Raw genomic sequence first — 22,333 nt, forward strand, 5'->3', positions numbered from 1 at the left:
TGTTATATTTTTCGTTCACATTTTCTGATATACTTCTCTATTTGTTTCATATCAGGAATTGTGGTTACTTCTCTTTTCTTAGCTTGCTTAAAAGCTGTCAATGCTTTTTTAAAATCTTTTTGAACGTAATAATATTTCCCAAGTACAAAATACGTTGCCCAATAATTAGGGTTTAGATTTTCGAATTGTTTTAATTCTTCTTCAGAAATTTTTTGTTCATCATCTACAGCGTTTTCAATTTTCCTACTCAACACTCTAAAAGACTCATAATTCATATACTTTTCAGTGTGTATAAATGTATCCTCAGGAATATTTAACGATTCAGAAGCAATTACAACTTCTTCTTTTTGAATTTTCATTTTACTAAAAACTTCATCAAGGTCATAGGCTACAAATTCTCCCATCTGATAAGGATTAGTAGATACCCAAACTTTTCTGCTTTCTGGTTGAAAAACAATGCCATGATGTGCTAACATTTGGTTCAATGCTTTCTCGTTACCATATCCAATTAATTTATCTTTTAATCCTTCTCGATTTCTTAAAATTTCAACAGCTTTCTTAGGGTTTAAAATATTATGCTCAGATAATAACTCTGTCATACGTTGATAACGGTAAAAAGAATGGCTTTCTGCGATAGCTTTTAGATTACGTTTATCATCTTTATAAGATTCACTTTGGAAATGATTTGAGCAAATCAATTGATCGGTATTGGGCACATCATACACTCCAAAATTATTTGGTGAAACTTCTATTAATACTGCTTTTTTATCTTTGGCGCTCCCTATCATGATAGACTCTGAAACAAAAACTTCTCTTTTTTTGGCTATCTCAATGGCTTCATCTATAGTTGCAGCATATTGCAATATTTCTCGGGTAAGAATTGAAATTGGTGTTTTAGCAATTAGAGGAATCTTAGATTTACCAGCATTAATCGTAACGGTTAGTCCTTTTTCATTCATTCCAGATAGTGCACCTATCATTCCAGCCCAACCATAGGTCATAAACTTATGTCCTTTTTCAGGATTCATAAAAGTGACTAGTTTTTCTTTAGAAAATTCATCTCCAGCATAGAAATCAAAATTACGTCCAATCAGTAATTGTCCATCTTCTGTTTTATCACCCCAAGCAGCAAACGAAGTACATCCTACCAACATTAAATCCTGTAATGCATGTCCAATATCATGAGCTCCGTGAGCGTATAACATACGCACATAAGGTTCTGCAAAATCATTATAATCATTGGATGCATATCTGGATACTCCATAGATTTCTGCTTTATATTCTTCTGGTACATTAAGGTGTAACTTTCTATTATACCAGGCTACGATTTTGCTTAAAAATTTCAAATAACTTTTTGATGGAATTAGCTCTGTTACTTTTCCAATAAAAGCGTCCTCCTGAATCTTAATTAATTCCCTAGCTAAACTTCCTGCTGCAATTCCTCTTTCTAATGGTTTTCCTTCGAGATACAACTCCCATAATCCTTGAGTATTTTTACGAAGTAGATTACCATTCAATGTGTAAAAATTTTCACTATGCTGCACTCTGGTTGTATCTATACGTTCAATTCCAGAAATATCTGGTCTTGCAGCCAATGATTTCTTGACACCACAAGATGATGACAAAATAACAAGCGTAAGAAAAAGTATATGATAAATGGAATTTCTCATTATGAATCGGTCAGTTCTTTTTCTGCCAATGTATCTTTTATACGTTGTAATAAATACTCTTTACCCACTAATTCTCCACAAGTTACTACTGCACTTATTGTTACTCCCAAAACACCGTGCATATTTAATCCTTGACCCGTAAACAATAAGTTTGGAATCTTGGTTCTTGGAGATAAAAAGGATTTCATTGGACTATCCGCATCCTTTGCAAAACCATACATAGATCCTTCATAACATCCTATATAATCTCTATAAGACAATGGTGTAGAAGTATGAACAGACTTAATACAAGATCGAATATCAGGAAATTTCTTCTCTATTTCTTTTAGATAAGCTTCTATCTTACGTTGTTTAAAATCCTCATAATCTTCTCCTCTATCATTCTTAATTGCAACAGTATTAAAAGTATCTGCCCAAGGTTGTGTTTCTTCGAATCGCATATATGCGATAGATGTTAAATTCTCTGCAAAACCAGGGTTTTTAAGATCTTCATTGGTAGAAATTAAATATGCTTCTGGCCAATTTTCTTCTTCATAGTTTTGGGTAGTCCAAACCTTTTCTGGTGTATTGGTGTGATAATAATTTTTATTGATATATGGAAAAGTACCTTTTTCAAAAACAATATATAAGCTAAATGAGGATATAATACTTTCTGTATTCAGAATCCTCTTGTAATATATGTTTCTGAAATGCTCTTTTCCTATTATTTGTAACGTAAGTTTAGGGTCTACATTAGAAATAAAGTTATCTGCAAAAAAAGTATCGCCCTTTGTAGTAGAAACCGATACTAACTGATTTTCTTCAAAATTAAATTTATTTACTTCTTGATATTTAAAGATAGTACCTCCTAAAGCTCTAAATCGTTTTACCAGTAATTTTGCAATTTGGCTTCCTCCTTGTACACATCTCCAAGCACTTTCTATATAAGAATTGATTGACAATGCATGTACATAAAAAGGTGTTTTATCTGGATCTCCAGCATATAATAAATTAGATCCCGCAAGTACCGCTCTTAATTTTGGATTCTCTACAACACTATCAATATAATCCTTAGCCTTTAATGTTAATAGATCTTCTCCATAATATCTATCTCCAGGTTCTAGGTTATATAACGGAAATTTATAGCAGGTTTCTTTTACTTTATCAGCATATTCTTTAATTCCTTTTTCTTCCTCTGGAAAGAACTTAACTAATTGTTTTACAAAATTATCATATCCTTGCGCATGTGGATATTCTAATTCATCATCATCAAAAGTTATGACATCATAACTATCGATATCCATTCTTGTAATCTTAAGGTCATCCATAATATCCAAGTACTTAAAGTACTGATATAAATTCTGCCCTTTTTCTAAACCACCGATATAATGGATACCTGTATCGAATATACTTTTATCTCTTACAAAAGTTTGTAGATTTCCTCCGAACTGATTATTCTTTTCTAAAACACAAACTTTCTTACCTTCTTTTGCAAGGATATTAGCAGAGACCAATCCTCCTAATCCACTTCCAATGATAATAACGTCAAACTTATCTTGCATTTACGATATTCTATTCAAAACTGTTAATCCAAACTCCTGAACATCTACTTTAAAAGTAGTTTTTATTGCATCAGGAAATTCATTATGTCCAGAGAAAATAATAATTCGTTTTATATCCTCTGATACTAATTCTTTTATGTATTGTGGTTGTATTGGTGTGGTTGTGTTTAGCAAAAGTACATCAAATTTTGTCGAAGTCAAATCCATATTTGATACAAATCCTACTTTATTACGTATTGTTGTATAACAATTTTGTGCAACCAATAACTTCTCACTTTCTGTAAGTATCCCTTTTAGTTTAGTATATGGTTTTTTAAAACTTAGATACAAAAGAAACTGTCCGTAATCATCGCTGTACTGAAGTACATTGTTTTTATGTTCAATATAGCTAGCTGCTTTATAGTATTTTTCTTTGTTAATTTTGAAATCATTTTTTATATCAGAATAGCAACTTTTATATCTATAATTATTAAGTAGTGCTTTTTTATAATAATCTACACCTTCTAAATCTTTCTGTAAATCCGAATATTGCTCTCTAAAATATGTGCTTATTTTTTTAGTTCTCTCTGCATATCCATTCCCAAATTCTTTATTATTTACAGTTATTCTTGGCAGTATTTTTAATTGAACCGCACCATCATGAATAATAAAATCACCTTTAGGAGATACTTGTGCATTTCCATGAATTACCACTGGAAGTATATCCAAATTTAATTCTTGCGCCAGATAGAATGACCCTTTATGAAACCTACTCATTTTAGCTGTTTCTGTTCTAGAACCTTCGGGAAATGCTATTAACGAATATCCTTGTTTCACTTTTTCGCGAAGATGTTCTACACCTCCTTCAATTCCTGAAGAAACTGGGTAAAACCCAGCCAGTTTAGCAGCTCTTCCAAATACTGGATTATCATATACCCAATCTTTAACAAGATATATTAGTTTAGGATATAGCATGCCAATAGATATAATATCCAAGAATGAAGAGTGATTGGCTATGATAATACATTGTTTGCTAAAATCTTCTTGCTCAGGATTATATACTCGTTTTTTTACAAAAGGATTAGAATACAGAACGGATCCCATTAACCTAGAAGTTATTTTATGAAAAACTCCCATTTTCTTTTTCTTACTTACTGGAAACCAAGGGATAATAAGACTGCTCATAATAGAGACAAGAAACCCACCAATAATAAAATATCCAAAACTAAATATAGACCATAAGGTTTGTCTTATTCTAAGTGGTGTTAACCCTTTTTTTACTCTATTCGTAATAAATAGTCTAAACAACATAGGTTGAATGGTAAACGCTACTAAAACAGCTGATAGAATACCGATTAGAGATACTGTAGAAATTGAACGGAGCGCTGGGTGTTTAGCAAAAATTAAAACTCCTACTCCTAATATTGTGGTTATTACAGATAATAGAATAGAGGTTTTATAAGTTGATAATTCTTTTACTCCATAGGTAAATTCTTTAACAAGTCCATTGGTGATAAATATACTGTAATCGACTCCCAGTCCAAAAATAAACGTAGATATAATCACATTAAAAATATTGAAATCAATACCGAGTATTTTCATTACTCCCAATGTTATCACCCAGGTTATCGCAATTGGTAACGCGGTAAGTAACGTTAACATTGGATCACGATAAAAAATGAGTAATAATAGTACAACTGCAATTAAAGAATATCCAATTAATGAATTAAAGTCATTCTTAAGATTACCTAGTAATGTTTCATTTAATTGTTTCCTGTCAATTACTACAGTATTGGGTATCTTACTTAACGAAGCATTAATATTATCCGCATCCTCATGATCCACCTTGATCGCAGAAACCACCGTTGCGAAATTTTCTTGATCCGTAACGAACTCATCTAAATAAAGTTCTTTAATTTGTTTGTAAGTATTAAAACCTATTGGCGAAACCTCTACATTCAAGGCATTATAAAACTGAGTAAATGTCTCTGGTTTAAAGCCAATTAATGATCCTTTTTGTTTCAAAAGATTGGTAATCGAATCTTTACGTTGATCTGTCCAAAACTCATTCCATAGCTTTATTTTTTCTTTTTGAGCCTCTTGAGAAAGTACAACACCACCAACAGAACTAAAATTAATCAACTCATTATTTGATTTTTTCTGATCTAAGGTTTCAAAAAGTCTATTATTAGCATTTAATGCTTCATTAAGCGATGTGCCATAGGAAACCAGGTAAATTGATTTAGCTTTATTATTGTTAATACGATCCAAATCAACTTCTGCTGCAACCAACTCTTCTGGTTGATAGTTCATTGTATTTAAATCTGTATTAAATCCAACTTTGTGAAACAAGAACAATGCAATTATAAATACAACTGTAATTATAGAAATAAGAATTTTATTTTTATGAAAATCCGTTTGAGAAATTTTATCTATAAACGTTCTTCTTTTAGCTTTTTTATGTTCAGAAAAACGATACACTTGTGGAATAAATACTAAGGCAAATATAGATGCACTTACTACACTTATTGCTGCAAAAATCCCTAGGTCATTTAACGCTTCGGATTTCACAAAAACTAAGCACAAAAAAGCAACCGCAGTAGTCAAGCTACTCATCAAAACAGGCATTGAGACATCTCGATATAACTCCTTGACATTATTATTATTCCTAAAATGTGTTAGAATGTGTAAAGAATAATCTAATGTTATGCCCAATAATACAGATCCGATACCCAGCGATATTGCAGAAATTTTGCCTTTAATCAGGTACAACATTGCAATGGCTACTATGGCTCCAAACACTGTAGGAGTAAAAATAATAAGTGGTACAGCAAGTTTTCGATAGAAGAAAATCAAAATAAGTAATAATATACTCATCGCAATGCTAACTGTAAGCTGTATATCTCCTTTAATTTGTTTTGCATTAGCAACAGCATATAAGGTCGCTCCAAATAATGTAGCTTCTGCATTTGAGGCATACTTACTATTTAACTCTGAAGTAATTTTTTTTAACCCTTCTACAAAAATCGTATTCTCTCCTGTTTCATTAGTAGCCAATGCAGGAGTAAGGAACAGTAAAAGATTTTTTCTGTCTTTTGTAATCAAAAAACCATTATAGAGATCATAATTATCTCCTAATTGAAGTTGAGCAAGTTTCTGAAGCCCTTTTGGAGTTAATGCTAATGGATCTTTTACTATATATTTTTTGGTAACCAATCCTGCTGGAGAGATTAAACTTTTGTAATTGTTCTCGATGATTTTTGAGATCGAATCTGGGTTAATTTTATGATCTATATCCCTATAATCAGATTCTGTAAGAAAAAAAGGAAGGTGTTTATATACAAAATCGTATAACTGCATAACATTATCATCTGCTACTTTTCCTTGTATCTTTTTAATGTATTGAGGAAGGTGCTTATTTAAGGAATCTATATACGCTGAAGCATATGCAGTAAGATCATCTGGATTTTCTCCTTTGTTTCTGATATTAACCACGATTTTATCCGAAAACGAAACCGTTTTTAAAACTTTCTGAGTAATTTCAGACTTATCACTATTGGGTATTAATCGCGTGATATCTTCTTCGAAACCTATAGAACTTGCTAAAAAGGCAAATACAGCAAAAACTCCAATAATTATTGGCCAGGCAATTAATTTATTTTGCTTAATAAATTGATATACTGAAAGAAAAAAATTATGCATCGATAGCACTACTTTTTGATTTGCGAAGGCTAAAATACAAATACGCAATGACTCCTGAAATCAATGAGACTAATGTTGCTAAAATAAAACTACCTAAAATATACTGACCTAAACTCTTAAACACATCTGTACCTGATTTTATATCTTCGATATTAAGTGTTGCATCCATTTGTTTTCCCATTGCAATTGCTCCGAGTTGATAACTACAATATATAATAAAGGGAATAAAAGGGGGCAAACTAATATTAGAAAACAGAAAGGTAATTGCTCTATTTAATTTTAAAGCAACCGCCAAAGACAATGCTAAAATAGTATGAAAACCCCAAAGCGGAGAAATACCGATAAAAAGGCCTAAGGATATGGCACTCGCCTTTTTAAAAGGAGGATCATCACTTCTTAATACGTTTTCTCTCCAATACTTTTTAAACCCTTTTTTTTTTACTCTACGGATTAATCGTTTAGGAAGGTAATAAAACAGTGTTAATGTAACTAACCAGGTATTTAAAATACTTATACGAGTAAAATCTTTAAAAGGCCTAAAATGTGATACTCGTTCTGTTTCATCATATAGCACTTGAACAGGTATATTACGAACTTCAACATTTCTCCAGGCAAGCTTTACGATAACTTCTATTTCTAATTCAAATTTAGAAGTAAACAATTTCAACTTACTTATTTCTTTTATTGGATACAGCCTATAACCAGACTGCGTATCCTTAAGTTTGATTCCTGTTTCTATATAATACCAGAAATTAGAAAACTTATTTCCAAAACTACTTTTTCCAGGTACTGAAGGATCATCCATATTTCTGGAACCTATTAGTAATAAGGAAGTATTAGGGTCCTGCTTTTCAAGTTGATCCAAAAAAACTGGAAGATCATTAGGGAAATGCTGCCCATCACTATCAATAGTAATCATATAATCATAGCCCAAACGATCCGCTTCTTTAAATCCTTCTCGTAAAGCTACTCCCTTACCCTTGTTTACAGGAAACGTTATAATTCTTAGTGTATCTTTATACTTTGCTAATATATTTGACGTATCATCCGTTGCCCCATCATTAACAACTATGATTCGATCTGTGTATTCTAATACTCCTTTAATAACATTATCCAGTGTTTTCTGGTTATTATAGGTAGGTATAAAAACACAACAGTTAAGTGTTTCAAAACGATGATCTTGTAATGTGTTTATGGTCACAGAGCTTTATTTTCCGTTGCAAAAATAACATAATCTCTGTTATGCTCTGAAATTATAGTAATGAAATTAGGATCTTTTAATATATCCTTCAATATTACTCTATGAGGTATGCTAGCGTCTTCTAGTAACTTTTTCAGTAAATGAATTTAGGGTGATCTTTTTGTTTTGATCATCAAACTTATAAAATATGACCAATGTATCTTTTATATCAGATGACTCATTGTTTTCCATATTTGGAGTGACTATAAGTTTATACATCCCCTTTTTTTCTATTTTTGATATATCAGTATTATTCTTACTATCAACAATAGAAAAATCAGATACTTTATTCTGAAGAAACTCTATTTTTTCAATCTCAACATTATGATCATTTAATAATTCTAAATCAACTACGTACCGAACATACGGTTTTGATTCAGGAATTCCAGGAATGATTGTTTCTTTTATTGCAGAAAGTATTTCTACATCTTTTTTACAAGAAGAAAAAACCGTTATTAGAAGTAAAAAAGTGATTTTAAATATTTTCATAACATCTAATAACGGTTTCTAATATTGATTTTATTTTACAATTAGTTTTTTAACTATTTGTTTGTTTCCATTTCTAACCTGTACCATATATATCCCAGAACTATATCCAGTCATATTCATATCAATTACAGATTCTCTGGTTCTAAAATTCTTAACCACTCCTCCGATAATATTATAAATAGTAATATCAGATTCACCTTCTATATCTTTTAATTGAATGGTAAATATCCCCTCTGTAGGATTAGGGTATATTGCCAACACATTTTCATCAAATTCGGTAACTCCTAGTACTTCGGTTGTAATATTTATTTCCCAAATACCTCTTCCGTAGGTAGCTGCTCTTAATTTTTCTGTTCCATAATGTACTTCCAGATCATTAACGATCACATTAGGTAATCCTCTCCCTATGACTTGCCAGTCTGTGGTTCCATTGTTTCTATGAAACACTCCTACATCAGTTCCTAGAAACAAATCTCCATTTCCACCTGTAAGATATAATATTTTGTTTGCAGGCAGGTTAGGTAAGGTACCAGAAATATTTGTCCAACTACTACCAGAATCTGTAGATTTAAACACTTTATTCCCGTCATTATACCTTCCGTAACAAATATAAACCTCTTCTGGAACCGAAGAATTAACTGCAATACTTGTAACTGAACCACCTACGGGAAGTGTTAACATGTTCCAAGTAATACCTCCATTAATTGTCCTATACAATCCACTACCATTACTAGTATAAATTATTTGATCATTTGATGGAGCAATTGTAATAACTCTTGGAGAAGAACCTGGAGAATTTAAGGAAGTCCAAGTATCTCCTCTATCCACTGATTTATAAAGGCTATTAAAACCTCCATAAATAATATCTGGATTCGTTGGGCTTATTTCTAGAGGCCAAACAAAATTTGCACCACTAGGAGTACTAATAAAACGTGGGGTTGTGGCCCATCCATCAGTTGTACGCTCCATTCCTCCTGCTTGACTACAACTCCAAGCAATATTAGAATCACTATAATTCCACAAGGCTTCTACTCCATCACTTCCATAATTTCTATTATTCCAGTTAGTTCCATCATAGTGTGTTACATCATTATCTTGTGCTCCAGCTAGAATTAAATTACTATTTTGAGGAGTTCCTGCCAATTTATAGTACTGGGTAATCGCTAAACCAGAAGATAAATCTGTCCAAGCATTATCTGATGTAATATCCCCTTTAAACAATCCTCCATCATTAGCAGAAAACACTTCTGTATTACTACCTGGTAAAAATTCTAAATCATGATGATCCGAATGCACATAGAAAAATGGTTGTCCTGCTTCCCAATATCCATCCATATATTTCTGCCAAGTAAATCCTCCATTGGTACTTCTCCATCCATCAACTCCACCTATAATGATTAGGTTTTTATTATTAGGAGCTACCAAAATTGTTTGATTATAGCCTCCTTGCGTACTTAAAGTAGATGGGCTTGGTAATGATCCCCATGACGCTCCACCATCAGTAGATTTAAAAACCGAACTATTATTCATTGCAAGAATAACTTCTGGATCCGCAGCTGTTAAAGCAATATCTAATTTACGAGCACTAGTAAGACCTGTTGAAGATTCTGTCCAATTCTCTCCGTTATCCGTGGAAATATAAAATTTAGTACTTCCAGATTCCGTAGCAAACATTGTAGTAGCACTGCCTTCTTTATAAAGAATATCATTAAATCCAACTGCGGCAGATTTAAGAGCCCAGTTTATACCGCCATCTGTAGACTTATAAATTCCCAAACTTGTTGTTGCAAAAATCGTACTGGTATTATTTGGATCGATTAACAAATGTGCTATTCTTCTAATTTGAGTAACATCATAATTAAGACCAGTAGGCACCCATGTTTCACCATGATCTGTAGATTTCAAGACACCTATTGAATTGTTCTGTGCACCATCAAAATCTCCTGTTGCTAGATACATAACATTTTGATTTGTTGGATCAAAGACTATATCAGAAACTCCTAGGTTAGGTATGTCATCACCTTTGGGTATCCAGTTTGCTCCCGCATCGTTAGACCTCCATATTCCACCTCCTGGAGAACCAACCCATATTTCATCAGTGTTCGTTGGGTTAAATGTCACTACATTTAATCTTCCCATTCCAGCATAAAAACCAACTGTAGATTCTGGAATAACAGTAGGTCCAAAAATAGTCCAATCTCCTGCAAGAACATTTTTTTGATTCGTTTGAGTTTTTTGATATTTATTCCATTCATTATAAGTTTTCATAGGACTTGGAAAAGAACCATCATCATTAATACGTCTTTCCCAAAAATAAGCCCAACGTTCAAATTGCTTAACTTTTTTCCTATCTTCTCTTTGTTTACTATTGCGAATGGTAGAAAGTTCATTTTTCTTGCTATCTATTATGTCGAAATAATTACTATTTTCTTCAAATGCTGCTTGGCGCCAATCTTGTGCTGATAAGAAGCAAATTGACAGGCTAAACAAAATTACTAGGTTAATTTTTTTCATTATAGTTGATATTAATTGATATATCTTAAACAAGTAATTACGATATAACCCTAATTATTTTTGAAGAAAATCAAGAATAAAGTATTAAAAACTATAATACCTTAAAAAAGATATAATAATTAAACAATCTTCATATACATAAACAAAGGCCGAAAGCAATATACTTTCGGCCTTTTATAAATATTATAATAATCTCTTTTATTCGGTAAATGCAGAAGATTTAGACATAAACCCCTTAATAAACTCTTTTAGGTTAGAAGAAGAAACTTTGTCAATATTCTCTATTATAAACTTTTTGTCACCATCTATGTTTTTATAATATCTTGTGATTCTGGGAGCACTGGTTTGCACACTTAATCGAATCATTCTAAGCTCTATATTATTGGGATCAGATGCAATAGCATTTTCTATACGTTTTCTTCCTTGTTTAAAAAAAGATATTTTCTCTCCTCTTCTTTCGGAAAAAGAAGCTTTTAAGGTTAATGCACATCCATAATATGCGGACAATAGCTGATTATTCTGATGATCTGTTTTCTGCGTTAATTCATAAAACTTCTCTGTATTTTCTTTAGATTCTTTTGCATACCTATATGAGTTTCGAACCTCGGTTAAATCAATTATGCTGCTACCTAAAAACAGGAATCCAATAAAAAAAACAAAAACTTTCATAATACTTAACTTATGGTTATTATATTTTAATAAAGGTCACTACAACTTTTAATGCGATCGTATCATCATATTTAAAAGTGTTTTTTACTTTAATTTCATCTTCAGAATCTGTAAAATCGTTGGTTATAATCAAATCTGGAGTTTTCTCAGGATTTATTACTGCCATAAATTTTACATTAGATGCTTTTTTTAAGAACAATGAACGACCAACTCTATTCTCTGTAAGTTCTTTAATAATTTGTAACATACAAACTCCAGGAGTTACAGGATTACCAGGAAAATGACCTTTAAAAACCTCATTGTCTGGATTTAAAGTAATAGACGTAGTTTGAACACCATCCCTTACAGTATCTTCATTAATTTTATATAAATCAGCTATAAGCATTTTATTTTTTTAAAAAGTTTAATTCTATTTTCAATTTAATATTCTTATGATCAATATGTATATTATTAGCTACCTGATCTTCAGAAATATCTTTAAAAAGTATTATAAATTTTTCTTTAGTTTTTGAAGCGTTAACAATCTTATTCAGTTTTGAATCTGATTGGTTGTAAAAATAATAATTGTTACGCTTATCTTTAATGTTTTTTAAAACATTAAACGTATCGTTAAAATATTTTTCGGCAACAATTCCTTCTTCTTTAACTAATAACGAAAAATCTCTAATTAAGGTATTTAGAATAATTTTCCTATTTAGTTGTTCTATAACTGAATTAATTTTATGGGTTCCATTATCAAATTCTATATCAAAAAAAGTGCTTCCGAATTGTGAGGTAAACACCATACGATGTTTTTTAGCTTTTATTTTCTTTAGAATAAGTATCCCACTAAATTCATTTCCATAGATTGCAATATCTGCTTTATAGACATAATCTATTTCTGAATTAGCAAAATAAGGGTTATACACTACATCCTGCAAGACGTCCTCCGATTCTGTGAAATTTTTAACCGTACTAACCTTACATCCTGATACTACTAGTAGTATACTAATTAGTAAATACCGCATCAGGAATTGGTTGATTTAAAGACTTATTCTTGAAATTTATTAAGGTATAATCCTCAGATGGTTCAATTAACTTAACACTTGATACCAAAAAATCTTCTGTTCCAAAACTCAATACAATCTGTTTAAACATGTCTTTTAACGTTTGATCTTTTGGAGATAATTTAGCTATATAAAATTTATCAGCCTTATAAAAAGTCATTCCGAATTGAGTATCATCTAACATGTCTCCACTAACACTTTTAGCAATTAAGTCATTTAACTTCTTAAAAACTTTATTAGAGGCTAGATTGACATCACTCTTCTTACCTGCATCATTGATATATAGTTTTTTATCTTTAAAGATCACACTATATTCATATGGTTTAGTATATGCCCATTTTATAATATTAGGGGATTTAAAATACAAATCCCCACTGCTTTCTATATCATTAGAAAGAAAATCTATATGTTTTAGCTGTACAAAAGTATTTACAATTGTTTTTGATTGTTGCGCTGTAGCACTAACTTTATCTTTAAAGACTTTGGTTTCTGAAGTCGAAAGCTCTATTTCTTGAGCCTGTAATAACGAAATACTGAAAAAACAGCAGCTATATAAAAAGTATTTAAGCATATGCGTGTATCGAAAATAGTTCATCTATTGTAACGGTTGTATAATTATTCTTTTGCAAAAATAGCAACAATTGTTCCAATACTGTCACAGTTATGATTTTTGTATCATGAAGAAGTATTACATCACCTCCTTTTAGATTTTTTGTAACTCTATTAAAAATCACTTTTTCTGAAGGTATTGTAGTATCAAATGATCTTTTATTCCATCCAATAACAGCGTGTTGAGTCTTTTTAACTGCACGTGCTATTTTAGGGTTTGTAATTCCATATGGAGGCCTGAATAGCAAAGGTTTCTTTCCAGCATGTTTTTTTATAATCCTATCAGCTGCTTCTATTTCAGAGATAAATTTCTCTGTACCATACAAATCAATTAGTTTATCATGTGTAAAGGTATGATTCCCTACTACATGACCTTCTAAAACAATTCTTTTTAATATATCAGGGTGCTTTTCTACTTGCTTTCCGATACAAAAAAAAGTGCATTTAACTTTATATTTATCTAAAACTTCAAGGATTTTAAGTGTATTATGATCAGGGCCATCATCAAAAGTAATAGCTACTTTTTTTTCTTTAATATTAGCATTATTACTTAGGCTTTTTAAAAAATATCCAGATCTAATATTAGTTACACCATATGCGGTAATACAGAACCAAAAAAAAGCTATAATAAATAAACTCCACCAAGGAAGTTTATCGAACATAATCCCTATAATCGATAGAACACCAGCAACTGTAAATATAATATTAACTTTATTTCTGATTAGCATCGTTGCAGTAACACAATACTATGATTTTTTCCCAGATATTGATTATACAGAAGTATTGTATCATACTTCTTCGCACTCACATCGTTTACCTTTAACACAGAAGGTATCGTATTTGTTTCAAAAATTTTGCACCCCAACCAAAAACCAAAACTTGAAGCGACAGGATAATCCCCGATTAAATGTTTATAACAAAGTTGTTCTTTATTTGAAAATATTGAAGTTTGCAAGTTCTCAAAATAATCATCAAAATTGACATCTCCATTATTACCCAACACAACCGCATCAATATCTTCAATAGATATTCCTTGACGATCAACAAAGGATAAAATTTCTGATTTAATTCCTTCGGGAGTAGCTGTACTAATTGTTTCTACATCTACAATTTCGGCAATGCTTTTTTCATTTTTATCCGCACCTAATACCATAAAAGTAGCTCCTTCACTATTTACAGTGCCTGCGGTTTTTGAATTTAGCAATTCTAAAACGTTCAGGTTATCTTCCTTTATCTGACCATCAAGTCTATGCAATAATGTAGAGTTTTTAGCTACTTCATCAATCCCACCAACTAAAATATTCTTTTGAGGCTCTTCAGACAACATTAATTGTGCGTCCATAACAGATGTTTCAAAGGATGCAGATCCCTGAACATATGTTACATTATACGCCTTACAACCTAATCCTAAAGCTACCTGTCCTCCTACAGTATTATGTGTAGACTGAATAAAAAGTGTTGGAGTCAAAAACTGTTCATCATTATGAAGAATATTTTCTAAAAACTTTTCAGAATCTTGCTTACATCCCATACCAGTTCCTGTAATGATTGCATCTGGCATATCCACTCCTGAATAATCTAAAGCCATCGATGCTGTGGTAACACCCATCTTAACAGATTTAGACATCCTTCTCATTGCAGCAGGTTTTATATACTCTTTATAGTTAGGATCATGAGACCTAAATATAGATTCTTTATGAGCAATAATTTCTTCTAAAAATGTATTTGGTTCTGTAGTTGGTTGTGCAGATATACTAGCAATACCATTGATAAAACAACTGCTCATTATTTCGTAAAAATTAAAGTGGAACAATTCCCTCCAAAACCAAAAGAATTTGATAAAATAGTATTCATTTCCTTAGAAACTAGGGCTGTTTCTGGTACTAATGAAAATTCTTTCATTTGTGTTTTGAAATTCAAATTCGGAAAAATAAGATTCTCTCGTAAAGATAATAGTGAATATATTGCCTCGACAGATCCCGCAGCAGCTAGAGTATGTCCCGTAAATGCTTTAGTTGAGCTAAAAACTGGAGGGTTTTCTTCTCCAAAAATTCTAGTCATAGCGACACCTTCAGACAAATCATTATTTGGAGTTGCTGTACCGTGCGCATTTACATAGTCCACATCTTCAGCTTTCATATTGGCTACTTCTAGCGCCTTATTCATGGCTAAGTATGCTCCTTCTCCATCAGAAGATGAAGCCGTTTGGTGATATGCATCATTGGCATTTGCCCAACCAGCAACACGTCCTAGTACTTTTTTATTTTCCTTTTTCACAATAGCATCACTTTCTAGTACTAAGTATGCAGCTGCTTCACCAAGATTTAATCCCTTTCTGTTATCATCAAAAGGAGTGCATTCTTCATCTGATAAAATCATCAAAGTACCGAAACCGTTTATTGTAAACTTAGATAAGGCATCGGTTCCACCCACAATCATTCTATCTATTTTTCCAGCTTTAATCATACGAGCTCCAAGCATAATAGCATTAGCGGCAGAAGAACAAGCGGTACTTATAGTAGACACATATCCCTTGATTCCTAAATAATTAGAAATTGATTGGGTGGTATATCCAGCATGTTGAGCTTGGATAAATCGCCTATTATCCTCATTATCATGATAATCCAGGTAATATTTTTCTGTAGTATCCATTCCACCAACACTGGTTCCTGATATGAAACCAGTTCTATACTCGCTTATATCAGAAATCTTAGCGTCCTGTAATGCTTCCTTTGCTGCAATTGCACCAATCATAGCAGTTCTAGAAAAACTATGCAAAGGTTCTAAACCTAATTGCTTTTCTAAATCGCTATTCGTCTTCTTAATCTCACCAACCATAATTTGATCACTATGTCGGGTTTTTAGCATTTCAATTCTTGAAATACCATGAGATACTGATTTTAAAGCATTTAAATTTTCGTCTACCGAATTTCCGATAGATGAAATAATTCCCATACCAGTTATGGCAATGCCTTTATCCATATTATTTTGTACGATGTTGTGAAATATAATCGGCCATTACAGCGATAGATTCAAATATTGCTTTGCCTTCTTTAGGATCTTTTAACTTAATCCCATAATCCTTCTCTAATAACACAATTAATTCAAGAGCATCAATAGAATCCAATCCAAGACCATCACCAAAAAGGGGATCATTATCTCCTATTTCACTAACTTCTACATCTTCTAGACTTAATTGTTCTATTAATTTTTCTTTTAGCTCTTCTCTTAATTCAGCCATAACTATTGCTTATATAAATTATTTAATTCTTTTTTTGTTAGCTCTTTTTCACCTTTTCTTGAAAGGAACGCCAAAAATACGTCATATTTATTAGTATCCAAATCTACCCAGCCACAAATAACATTACTTGCTTTTTTGGTTCTCAACAATATCTCTGAATATTTAGCCATAAAATCTGCATCAAAACTATCCATAACAAAAAATGCATTCTCACTCTTTAGTTTATTTTTGATGCTTATCTCTCCCATAATAATATTAGGAAGTGTATATACAAATACAGCTGGAGAAGGATAAAAATCTTCTCTGTCCTGAATACTTAGTTGATGTTTTCTATCTGTATCCAAACTGGAAGCTCTATTAGAAAACACCAAAGCTGTATCTTCATCAACCTGGTTATTATCTTTTATCAGTATTTCTGATGCTAAAAAACCTAATTTACACAACTCATCCATTTTATGGAATTTTGGATACTTTAATTCCATAAATTGGTATACTCCTTTTGCAAAATCTTTAAGATTATCAGATGCCGAATCGGCATACAATTGATCTCCATTTTTAAAGACTCTTCCATCTCGAATCACGCAGGAATCTGATATGTAAAATTTTTCTTCAATCACGATGTAACTTTTTCTATAATCAATGCTACATTACAGCCACCAAATCCAGACGCTGTTTTAAGAACTCTATTCAACTCTTTTTTATGATTCTTTGCAATCACATTAATTGATTCCGAAACTCCTAACGCTTCAAAACCTAATGAAGCAAATAATTCATTATTAAGTAAGCAGTGTCTTGCTACAATAATCTCGATTAACGCAGAAGCTCCCAGAGTATGGCCATAATATCCTTTTAAACTATTAAGGGGAACATCTTGCAACCCTACTCTATTGAAAGCAATGGCCTCCATTTCATCATTATACGGAGTTGCAGTTCCATGAGCTGTTATGTAATCTATTTGATTACTTTCTAATCCTGCTTCCTTCATGGCTTTTTGTATACTTATATACAATCCTTCTCCTGTTCTTGAAGGTCCAGAAATATGATTTGCGTCATTAGCAGAAGCATCGCCAGTAATCTCTATAACGTCAGTTACATTATACTCTTTTTTAGCACTTAACCATGCAGAAGCTGCAGCTTCTCCTAAGCTAATCCCTGTTCTGTTTTTACAAAATGGTTTACAAGGTGCATCACTTACTGCTTGAAAAGAAAAAAATCCCGATAATGTAAATTCAGAAAGTAAATCACCTCCTACCACTATTACATCCTCATAGTATTCTGATTGAATCATTCTTTTTCCTACAGCTAACGCCAATCCACCAGAAATACAGGCATTTGATAAAACCACTGGAGTATGTTCTATATCAAAAAATTGTTGGATTGTTTTAGAAATACTACTTAAGTATGCCTTTTTATCTGTATCACTACGCAGGCTGTTTATGTTTCCTTTGGTTGTTGAAATAACAACGCCACTTTTCTTAACATCCAATGAAGGATTCTCTTTCAGAAGTTTTGATATTGATAGCAACATCATTTTCTCTAACTTGGTATAATCAGAGTTTTTCGAGATAGCGTTCCAAGCCTTTGACAATATATCATTATCAATCAAAGCTCCGAAAAATGGTTCTGACCAAACTGAATCATCATCCACTTTTTGAATCGCTGTTTGATTTAAACGTAGGTTATGAAGATTCTCTTCTGTAGAAAACCCTATTGGTGAAATTATATTATCAGAAACTAGATACACCTTTCTCATAATAACCCAACTTTACGTTTCCATTCAAGAAAAAACTCTGGAATACTTAGTGACATATTACCTTCCAAATCCAAAAATACCTGTGTAGTTTCTCCTACACAAACCAATTCTTTATTTTGGTTATAAACATTATATCTAAAAATCATTTTTGCTGCTGGACTATCTACATATACTGTTTCTACCGTAGCAACATCCCCATATTTAAGAGGTAATTTATGATCACAATTAGAATTAACTATGGGTGTCACATAATTATTATCTTTTACATGAAGATAAGAAACTCCATGACTTCGCCCGAAAGCTTCTCTGCCTTCTTCAAAATATGTTATGTATATTCCGTGCCAAACAATACTCAAAGGATCACAGTCATTAAATCGGACTCTTACCTCGTGTACATGTTTTATATCGGTTACAATTTCTTTAGACCGCTTTTTTCTTTTCATAATATAATATAGCGATTACGATAGTACTAATAAAAAATCCAATTAGCAAACCTATTTCAGGAAGAATATCTATCAAACTTCCTTTTCTTAAGAAACAATCATAAAAAGCTTCTAATCCCCAATTCATAGGCGATATTTTAGCTATCATTTGCATGGTGTCTGGCATTGCAAATACAGGAACCCATACTCCTCCTATTGCTGCTAATAAAACAACCAATACTGCTCCAAACGGAGCTGCTTGTTCATGAGAATTAAATATAGTACCAAGTAAAATTCCTAATCCAATAGCTCCCAATCCAGATGATAAAGCAACCACATATAATAAACCTACATTATCGCCTATATGCAATACAGGCAACCCTAGTTTTGGGAATACAAATAATCCTAATAACAAAATCAAAGTAAACTGCAACAAACTCACTAATAAAAACAAAAATGCTTTGCCGACAATAATTGTAAAATAATTAATCGGTGTTGTTTGTAAACGTACAAATGTTCCCTGACTCTTTTCGTGAACCAAGTTTAATGACAATGGTAAAATCATAAAGAAAATTGCGAACAATGTCCAAGCAGGAATATTATGTTGCACAGAGTTAGGAAGAATAGACTCACCTGATAATGAAGGGTTAATCTGTTCGTACTTCACAAAATGTTCTCTATTAAAAGATTTTAGGCTTTCTGATTCTCCAAGTTCTTTTTCAAACGCTTCGTAAATAGATTTTGTTTCGATACTTGCTACTAGCTTATCTACTGCAAATATCACAGAACTCCTAAAGGTTTCTTGCGTTATCGGGTCGAAATATAGTTTAACAACTTTGCCTGATAGTTTTTCTTGAACACTAGTTACTTTTAAGGAATCCTCTACTCCTTCAAACTCCTCGAGAATTTTAGTGATGTTGTTATTTATTTGCTCTTTAAGCCCTTTACTTAAACCTTCAGGAATCACCACAGCCAATTGGTAGTCTCCAGAAGCGACTAACACACTAGCTCTTTCTTCTGTTAAAGGAACGTTGTTTATTTCGGAAACAGGTTCGAGAAATTCTATTTCAGAAAAACTCTTTTGAATTTCTTCTGATAAAGCTCCTTTATCATTATCTACCAAAAGGATTTCTATAGAATTACTTGATATAGATTTAAATGTGGCATCCTGAATTAATGTGATCGTAACTACCAATACAATTGGCATTAGAAACAATATGATAAGACCTCCAGGATCACGAAGAAGCAATAAAAACTCTTTTTTTATGGAAGCTAAAAATTTATGCATAATCTCTTAGTTCTCTTCCTGTAAGTTCTATAAAAACATCTTCTAAATTCCTTGCTTGTTCAATACTTGAAATTAAACTGGCAGGAGTATCTTCTGCTATAATTTTTCCCGAGTCAATTATACCAACTTGAGAGCATAAATCTTGCGCTTCTCTTAAATGATGAGAAGTATAAATTATAGTAGTACCTTCTTTATTAAGTTCTTTAAGCTTGGTTGTGATTGCTTGTTTTGACTGCACATCTACTCCAACAGTAGGCTCATCTAAAAACAACACTTGTGGTTTATGAAGTATTCCTGCAATCAGATTTACTCTTCTTTTCATTCCTCCAGAAAAAGTTTTAATCTTTTTATCTGCAAAAGGAAGCAACCCTAACTGATCTAAATGAGATAATACAAGTGGGTTTAACTCGGATTTAGTCATCCCAAACATACTTCCGAAATACAATAGATTTTCTTTTGCGGTCAATTTAGGATATAATGCATACTCTTGTGGCACAACACCTATTATTTTTTGAATTTCTTTAGCATGAGTATTAAACTTATGTCCAGAAACTAGAACTTCTCCTTCTGAGGGTTTAATCAAACCACACAAAATAGAAATCAACGTAGTTTTTCCAGCTCCATTAGGACCTAACAAACCATATATTTCTCCTCTATTTATTTGTAAATCTACAGCATCCAAAGAAAGAAAAGTAGCTCCTTTATATTGCTTAGAGATTTTTTTTATTTGAATAAGAGGAGTTGCATCCATCCCAGAATTATTTAATTGTCTTTTTAAGTTTTAAAAAGAAAGCTCTTTCAGCTAATGCAATGGCATCCAGTTTATCTGCAATTTTATTATATGCATCTGTTTCTCTACTTCTGTTCTTATATAATCTAGAGGCATCAATTGCAAAATCTCTCCATTGATCACCAATTACAGTCATTTCTTTTGATAAATCTGCAAGTTTCTGATTTTCCATAATCACAGATGCTTCTTGCAAGAAAGCTGCAAAAATAAATCGAAAACCTCCTCCTCCAGTTCCTATTTCTTCTTGCATACGAACCAACTGACCTAAATAATGATTTGTTTTCTTTACTCCAATTTTATCTGGCCATTTACGAATTCGTTTAGCAACATATCTTATTCCTCTAAATCCTACAATAGGAACAGGAGCCAGCATATGTCTATATGCTTGCTTAATTCCTTTAGTAATTGCCTTTTTAAGATCTACATTATCAGGTAATTGAGTAGGGTAATAAATATGACCATTAGGAGCAAAAGGCCCTTTAGCGAAGCGTACTTTTTCTAATTCTTTAGCAGATAAGGTTGTAACTTCTGGCATTACAGGATCGCTTATTAAATAATCATCTCCTTCTTTACCATACACTACTAAATTATGTGCATTAAAGTGAAAGCGATATTCATCAGGAAAATACGTTAAGTTATATACACCTACCTGTAATCCAACAGGGTTGTTTTTTGACAATTCTGTATCTAACGTTTGTTGTGCTTTCTCAGTAGATTTAAACTTATGTCTTTTAATCTTAAAGCCTAATCTTTTACTTACTCTTGAAAAAATAAACCCTGGAACAGGTCTAAAACTAAACATTGGAGCAAAATTCACTTTTATAAAAGGGATGAATATAAAGAAAACTCCCGAAGCTATACCAAAAACCATGGGTTCGCTTACTTTAAGTCCGTTATAATTCAATAAATTAGAAACCACTCCATTTTCGCAATGAGCAGATTGATTGTGTTCAAAGTTTATTTTCAAATCTTTGGATTTTTAAGTTCTTCTATAGAGACTTCAAAAGCTTGAGCATATTTGTTCAACGTTTTTTGGCTAAGTTTTTTAAATATTTTAGCTTTTAAGTGTCTTTTCACTTTCCATTGCCAAAAACCTACATAACCAGATAAAACTACAACATCCATTCGTTGTAATTCCATATAATACGCAATTGGGCTAAGTTCTCCTTGTTTTATTTTTTTAACAGTTTCCTGAAGTTGTTCTTCTATTAACTCCAAAGATTCGTTCAATGCTATAGTTTTTGCTTCCCAACCAGAACTTAATGCCTTTCCATACTTTCCATCTTTATCCACAGCATACACAACTTCTTTCATGTTGGTATGAGAAAAACAACTTTCGTCTTGTGGTACTTCGTCCTTTTTCATCCTAATAGTGTTTTA

The 22,333-nt window shown here is 32.0% G+C and carries 21 protein-coding genes; all 21 read right to left on the reverse strand.

Annotation, left to right across the window (positions count from 1 at the left end):
• Positions 1-2: 2 nt before the first annotated feature.
• Positions 3-1,670: a C45 family autoproteolytic acyltransferase/hydrolase gene (locus QBK95_RS13875; protein WP_280934764.1), complete on the reverse strand. Its 1,668-nt coding sequence runs from the start codon at positions 1,668-1,670 to the stop codon at positions 3-5.
• Positions 1,670-3,211 carry a phytoene desaturase family protein gene (locus QBK95_RS13880; RefSeq protein WP_280934766.1) on the reverse strand — a complete coding sequence of 514 codons (1,542 nt, stop codon included), beginning with the start codon at positions 3,209-3,211 and terminating at the stop codon, positions 1,670-1,672. The genes QBK95_RS13875 and QBK95_RS13880 overlap by 1 nt, the downstream gene beginning before the upstream one ends.
• Positions 3,212-6,892: an MMPL family transporter gene (locus QBK95_RS13885; protein WP_280934767.1), complete on the reverse strand. Its 3,681-nt coding sequence runs from the start codon at positions 6,890-6,892 to the stop codon at positions 3,212-3,214.
• The gene (locus tag QBK95_RS13890) at positions 6,885-8,093 is read right to left on the reverse strand and encodes a DUF2062 domain-containing protein (RefSeq protein ID WP_280934770.1); all 1,209 of its coding nucleotides are present in this window, start codon (positions 8,091-8,093) and stop codon (positions 6,885-6,887) included. The genes QBK95_RS13885 and QBK95_RS13890 overlap by 8 nt, the downstream gene beginning before the upstream one ends.
• A gap of 111 nt (positions 8,094-8,204) precedes the next feature.
• The gene (locus QBK95_RS13895) at positions 8,205-8,621 is read right to left on the reverse strand and encodes a hypothetical protein (RefSeq protein WP_280934772.1); all 417 of its coding nucleotides are present in this window, start codon (positions 8,619-8,621) and stop codon (positions 8,205-8,207) included.
• A gap of 30 nt (positions 8,622-8,651) precedes the next feature.
• Positions 8,652-11,135, reverse strand: coding sequence for a T9SS type A sorting domain-containing protein (locus tag QBK95_RS13900; RefSeq protein WP_280934774.1), 2,484 nt, complete (start codon positions 11,133-11,135; stop codon positions 8,652-8,654).
• A 198-nt stretch (positions 11,136-11,333) separates the two neighbouring features.
• Complete coding sequence (locus tag QBK95_RS13905) at positions 11,334-11,804, reverse strand: hypothetical protein (RefSeq protein ID WP_280934776.1); 471 nt, start codon at positions 11,802-11,804, stop codon at positions 11,334-11,336.
• 19 nt (positions 11,805-11,823) lie between these two features.
• Positions 11,824-12,189 carry an ApeI family dehydratase gene (locus QBK95_RS13910; RefSeq protein ID WP_280934779.1) on the reverse strand — a complete coding sequence of 122 codons (366 nt, stop codon included), beginning with the start codon at positions 12,187-12,189 and terminating at the stop codon, positions 11,824-11,826.
• 1 nt (position 12,190) lies between these two features.
• Positions 12,191-12,811 carry a flexirubin biosynthesis protein LolB2 gene (gene lolB2 / locus QBK95_RS13915; protein WP_280934781.1) on the reverse strand — a complete coding sequence of 207 codons (621 nt, stop codon included), beginning with the start codon at positions 12,809-12,811 and terminating at the stop codon, positions 12,191-12,193.
• On the reverse strand, positions 12,792-13,421 hold the full coding sequence (lolA2, locus tag QBK95_RS13920) for a flexirubin biosynthesis/transport protein LolA2 (RefSeq protein WP_280934782.1): 630 nt from the start codon (positions 13,419-13,421) through the stop codon (positions 12,792-12,794). The genes lolB2 and lolA2 overlap by 20 nt, the downstream gene beginning before the upstream one ends.
• Positions 13,414-14,187, reverse strand: a complete 774-nt coding sequence (locus tag QBK95_RS13925) for a polysaccharide deacetylase family protein (RefSeq protein ID WP_280934784.1) — start codon at positions 14,185-14,187, stop codon at positions 13,414-13,416. Before QBK95_RS13925 ends, lolA2 begins: the two co-directional genes overlap by 8 nt.
• Complete coding sequence (locus tag QBK95_RS13930) at positions 14,181-15,245, reverse strand: beta-ketoacyl synthase N-terminal-like domain-containing protein (protein ID WP_280934786.1); 1,065 nt, start codon at positions 15,243-15,245, stop codon at positions 14,181-14,183. Before QBK95_RS13930 ends, QBK95_RS13925 begins: the two co-directional genes overlap by 7 nt.
• Positions 15,245-16,441: a beta-ketoacyl-[acyl-carrier-protein] synthase family protein gene (locus QBK95_RS13935; protein ID WP_280934788.1), complete on the reverse strand. Its 1,197-nt coding sequence runs from the start codon at positions 16,439-16,441 to the stop codon at positions 15,245-15,247. Before QBK95_RS13935 ends, QBK95_RS13930 begins: the two co-directional genes overlap by 1 nt.
• A 1-nt stretch (position 16,442) precedes the next feature.
• A complete protein-coding gene (locus QBK95_RS13940; RefSeq protein ID WP_280934790.1) occupies positions 16,443-16,700 on the reverse strand; it encodes a phosphopantetheine-binding protein in 258 nt (85 codons plus the stop codon).
• A gap of 2 nt (positions 16,701-16,702) precedes the next feature.
• The gene (locus QBK95_RS13945) at positions 16,703-17,317 is read right to left on the reverse strand and encodes a hypothetical protein (protein WP_280934792.1); all 615 of its coding nucleotides are present in this window, start codon (positions 17,315-17,317) and stop codon (positions 16,703-16,705) included.
• Complete coding sequence (locus QBK95_RS13950; RefSeq protein ID WP_280934795.1) at positions 17,314-18,453, reverse strand: beta-ketoacyl synthase N-terminal-like domain-containing protein; 1,140 nt, start codon at positions 18,451-18,453, stop codon at positions 17,314-17,316. Before QBK95_RS13950 ends, QBK95_RS13945 begins: the two co-directional genes overlap by 4 nt.
• Positions 18,450-18,896 (reverse strand): acyl-CoA thioesterase, encoded by a 447-nt coding sequence (locus tag QBK95_RS13955; protein WP_280934797.1) that lies wholly within the window; start codon positions 18,894-18,896, stop codon positions 18,450-18,452. The genes QBK95_RS13950 and QBK95_RS13955 overlap by 4 nt, the downstream gene beginning before the upstream one ends.
• Positions 18,874-20,163, reverse strand: coding sequence for an ABC transporter permease (locus QBK95_RS13960; RefSeq protein ID WP_280934799.1), 1,290 nt, complete (start codon positions 20,161-20,163; stop codon positions 18,874-18,876). The genes QBK95_RS13955 and QBK95_RS13960 overlap by 23 nt, the downstream gene beginning before the upstream one ends.
• A complete protein-coding gene (locus QBK95_RS13965) occupies positions 20,156-20,914 on the reverse strand; it encodes an ABC transporter ATP-binding protein (RefSeq protein ID WP_280934802.1) in 759 nt (252 codons plus the stop codon). Before QBK95_RS13965 ends, QBK95_RS13960 begins: the two co-directional genes overlap by 8 nt.
• A gap of 7 nt (positions 20,915-20,921) precedes the next feature.
• Positions 20,922-21,920, reverse strand: coding sequence for a BtrH-related acyltransferase DarH (darH, locus tag QBK95_RS13970; protein ID WP_280934805.1), 999 nt, complete (start codon positions 21,918-21,920; stop codon positions 20,922-20,924).
• Positions 21,917-22,318 (reverse strand): flexirubin biosynthesis protein DarG, encoded by a 402-nt coding sequence (gene DarG / locus QBK95_RS13975; RefSeq protein WP_280934807.1) that lies wholly within the window; start codon positions 22,316-22,318, stop codon positions 21,917-21,919. The genes darH and DarG overlap by 4 nt, the downstream gene beginning before the upstream one ends.
• Positions 22,319-22,333: the final 15 nt, after the last annotated feature.

The organism is Aquimarina mycalae (assembly GCF_029906345.1).
In the GTDB taxonomy this organism is placed as follows: domain Bacteria; phylum Bacteroidota; class Bacteroidia; order Flavobacteriales; family Flavobacteriaceae; genus Aquimarina.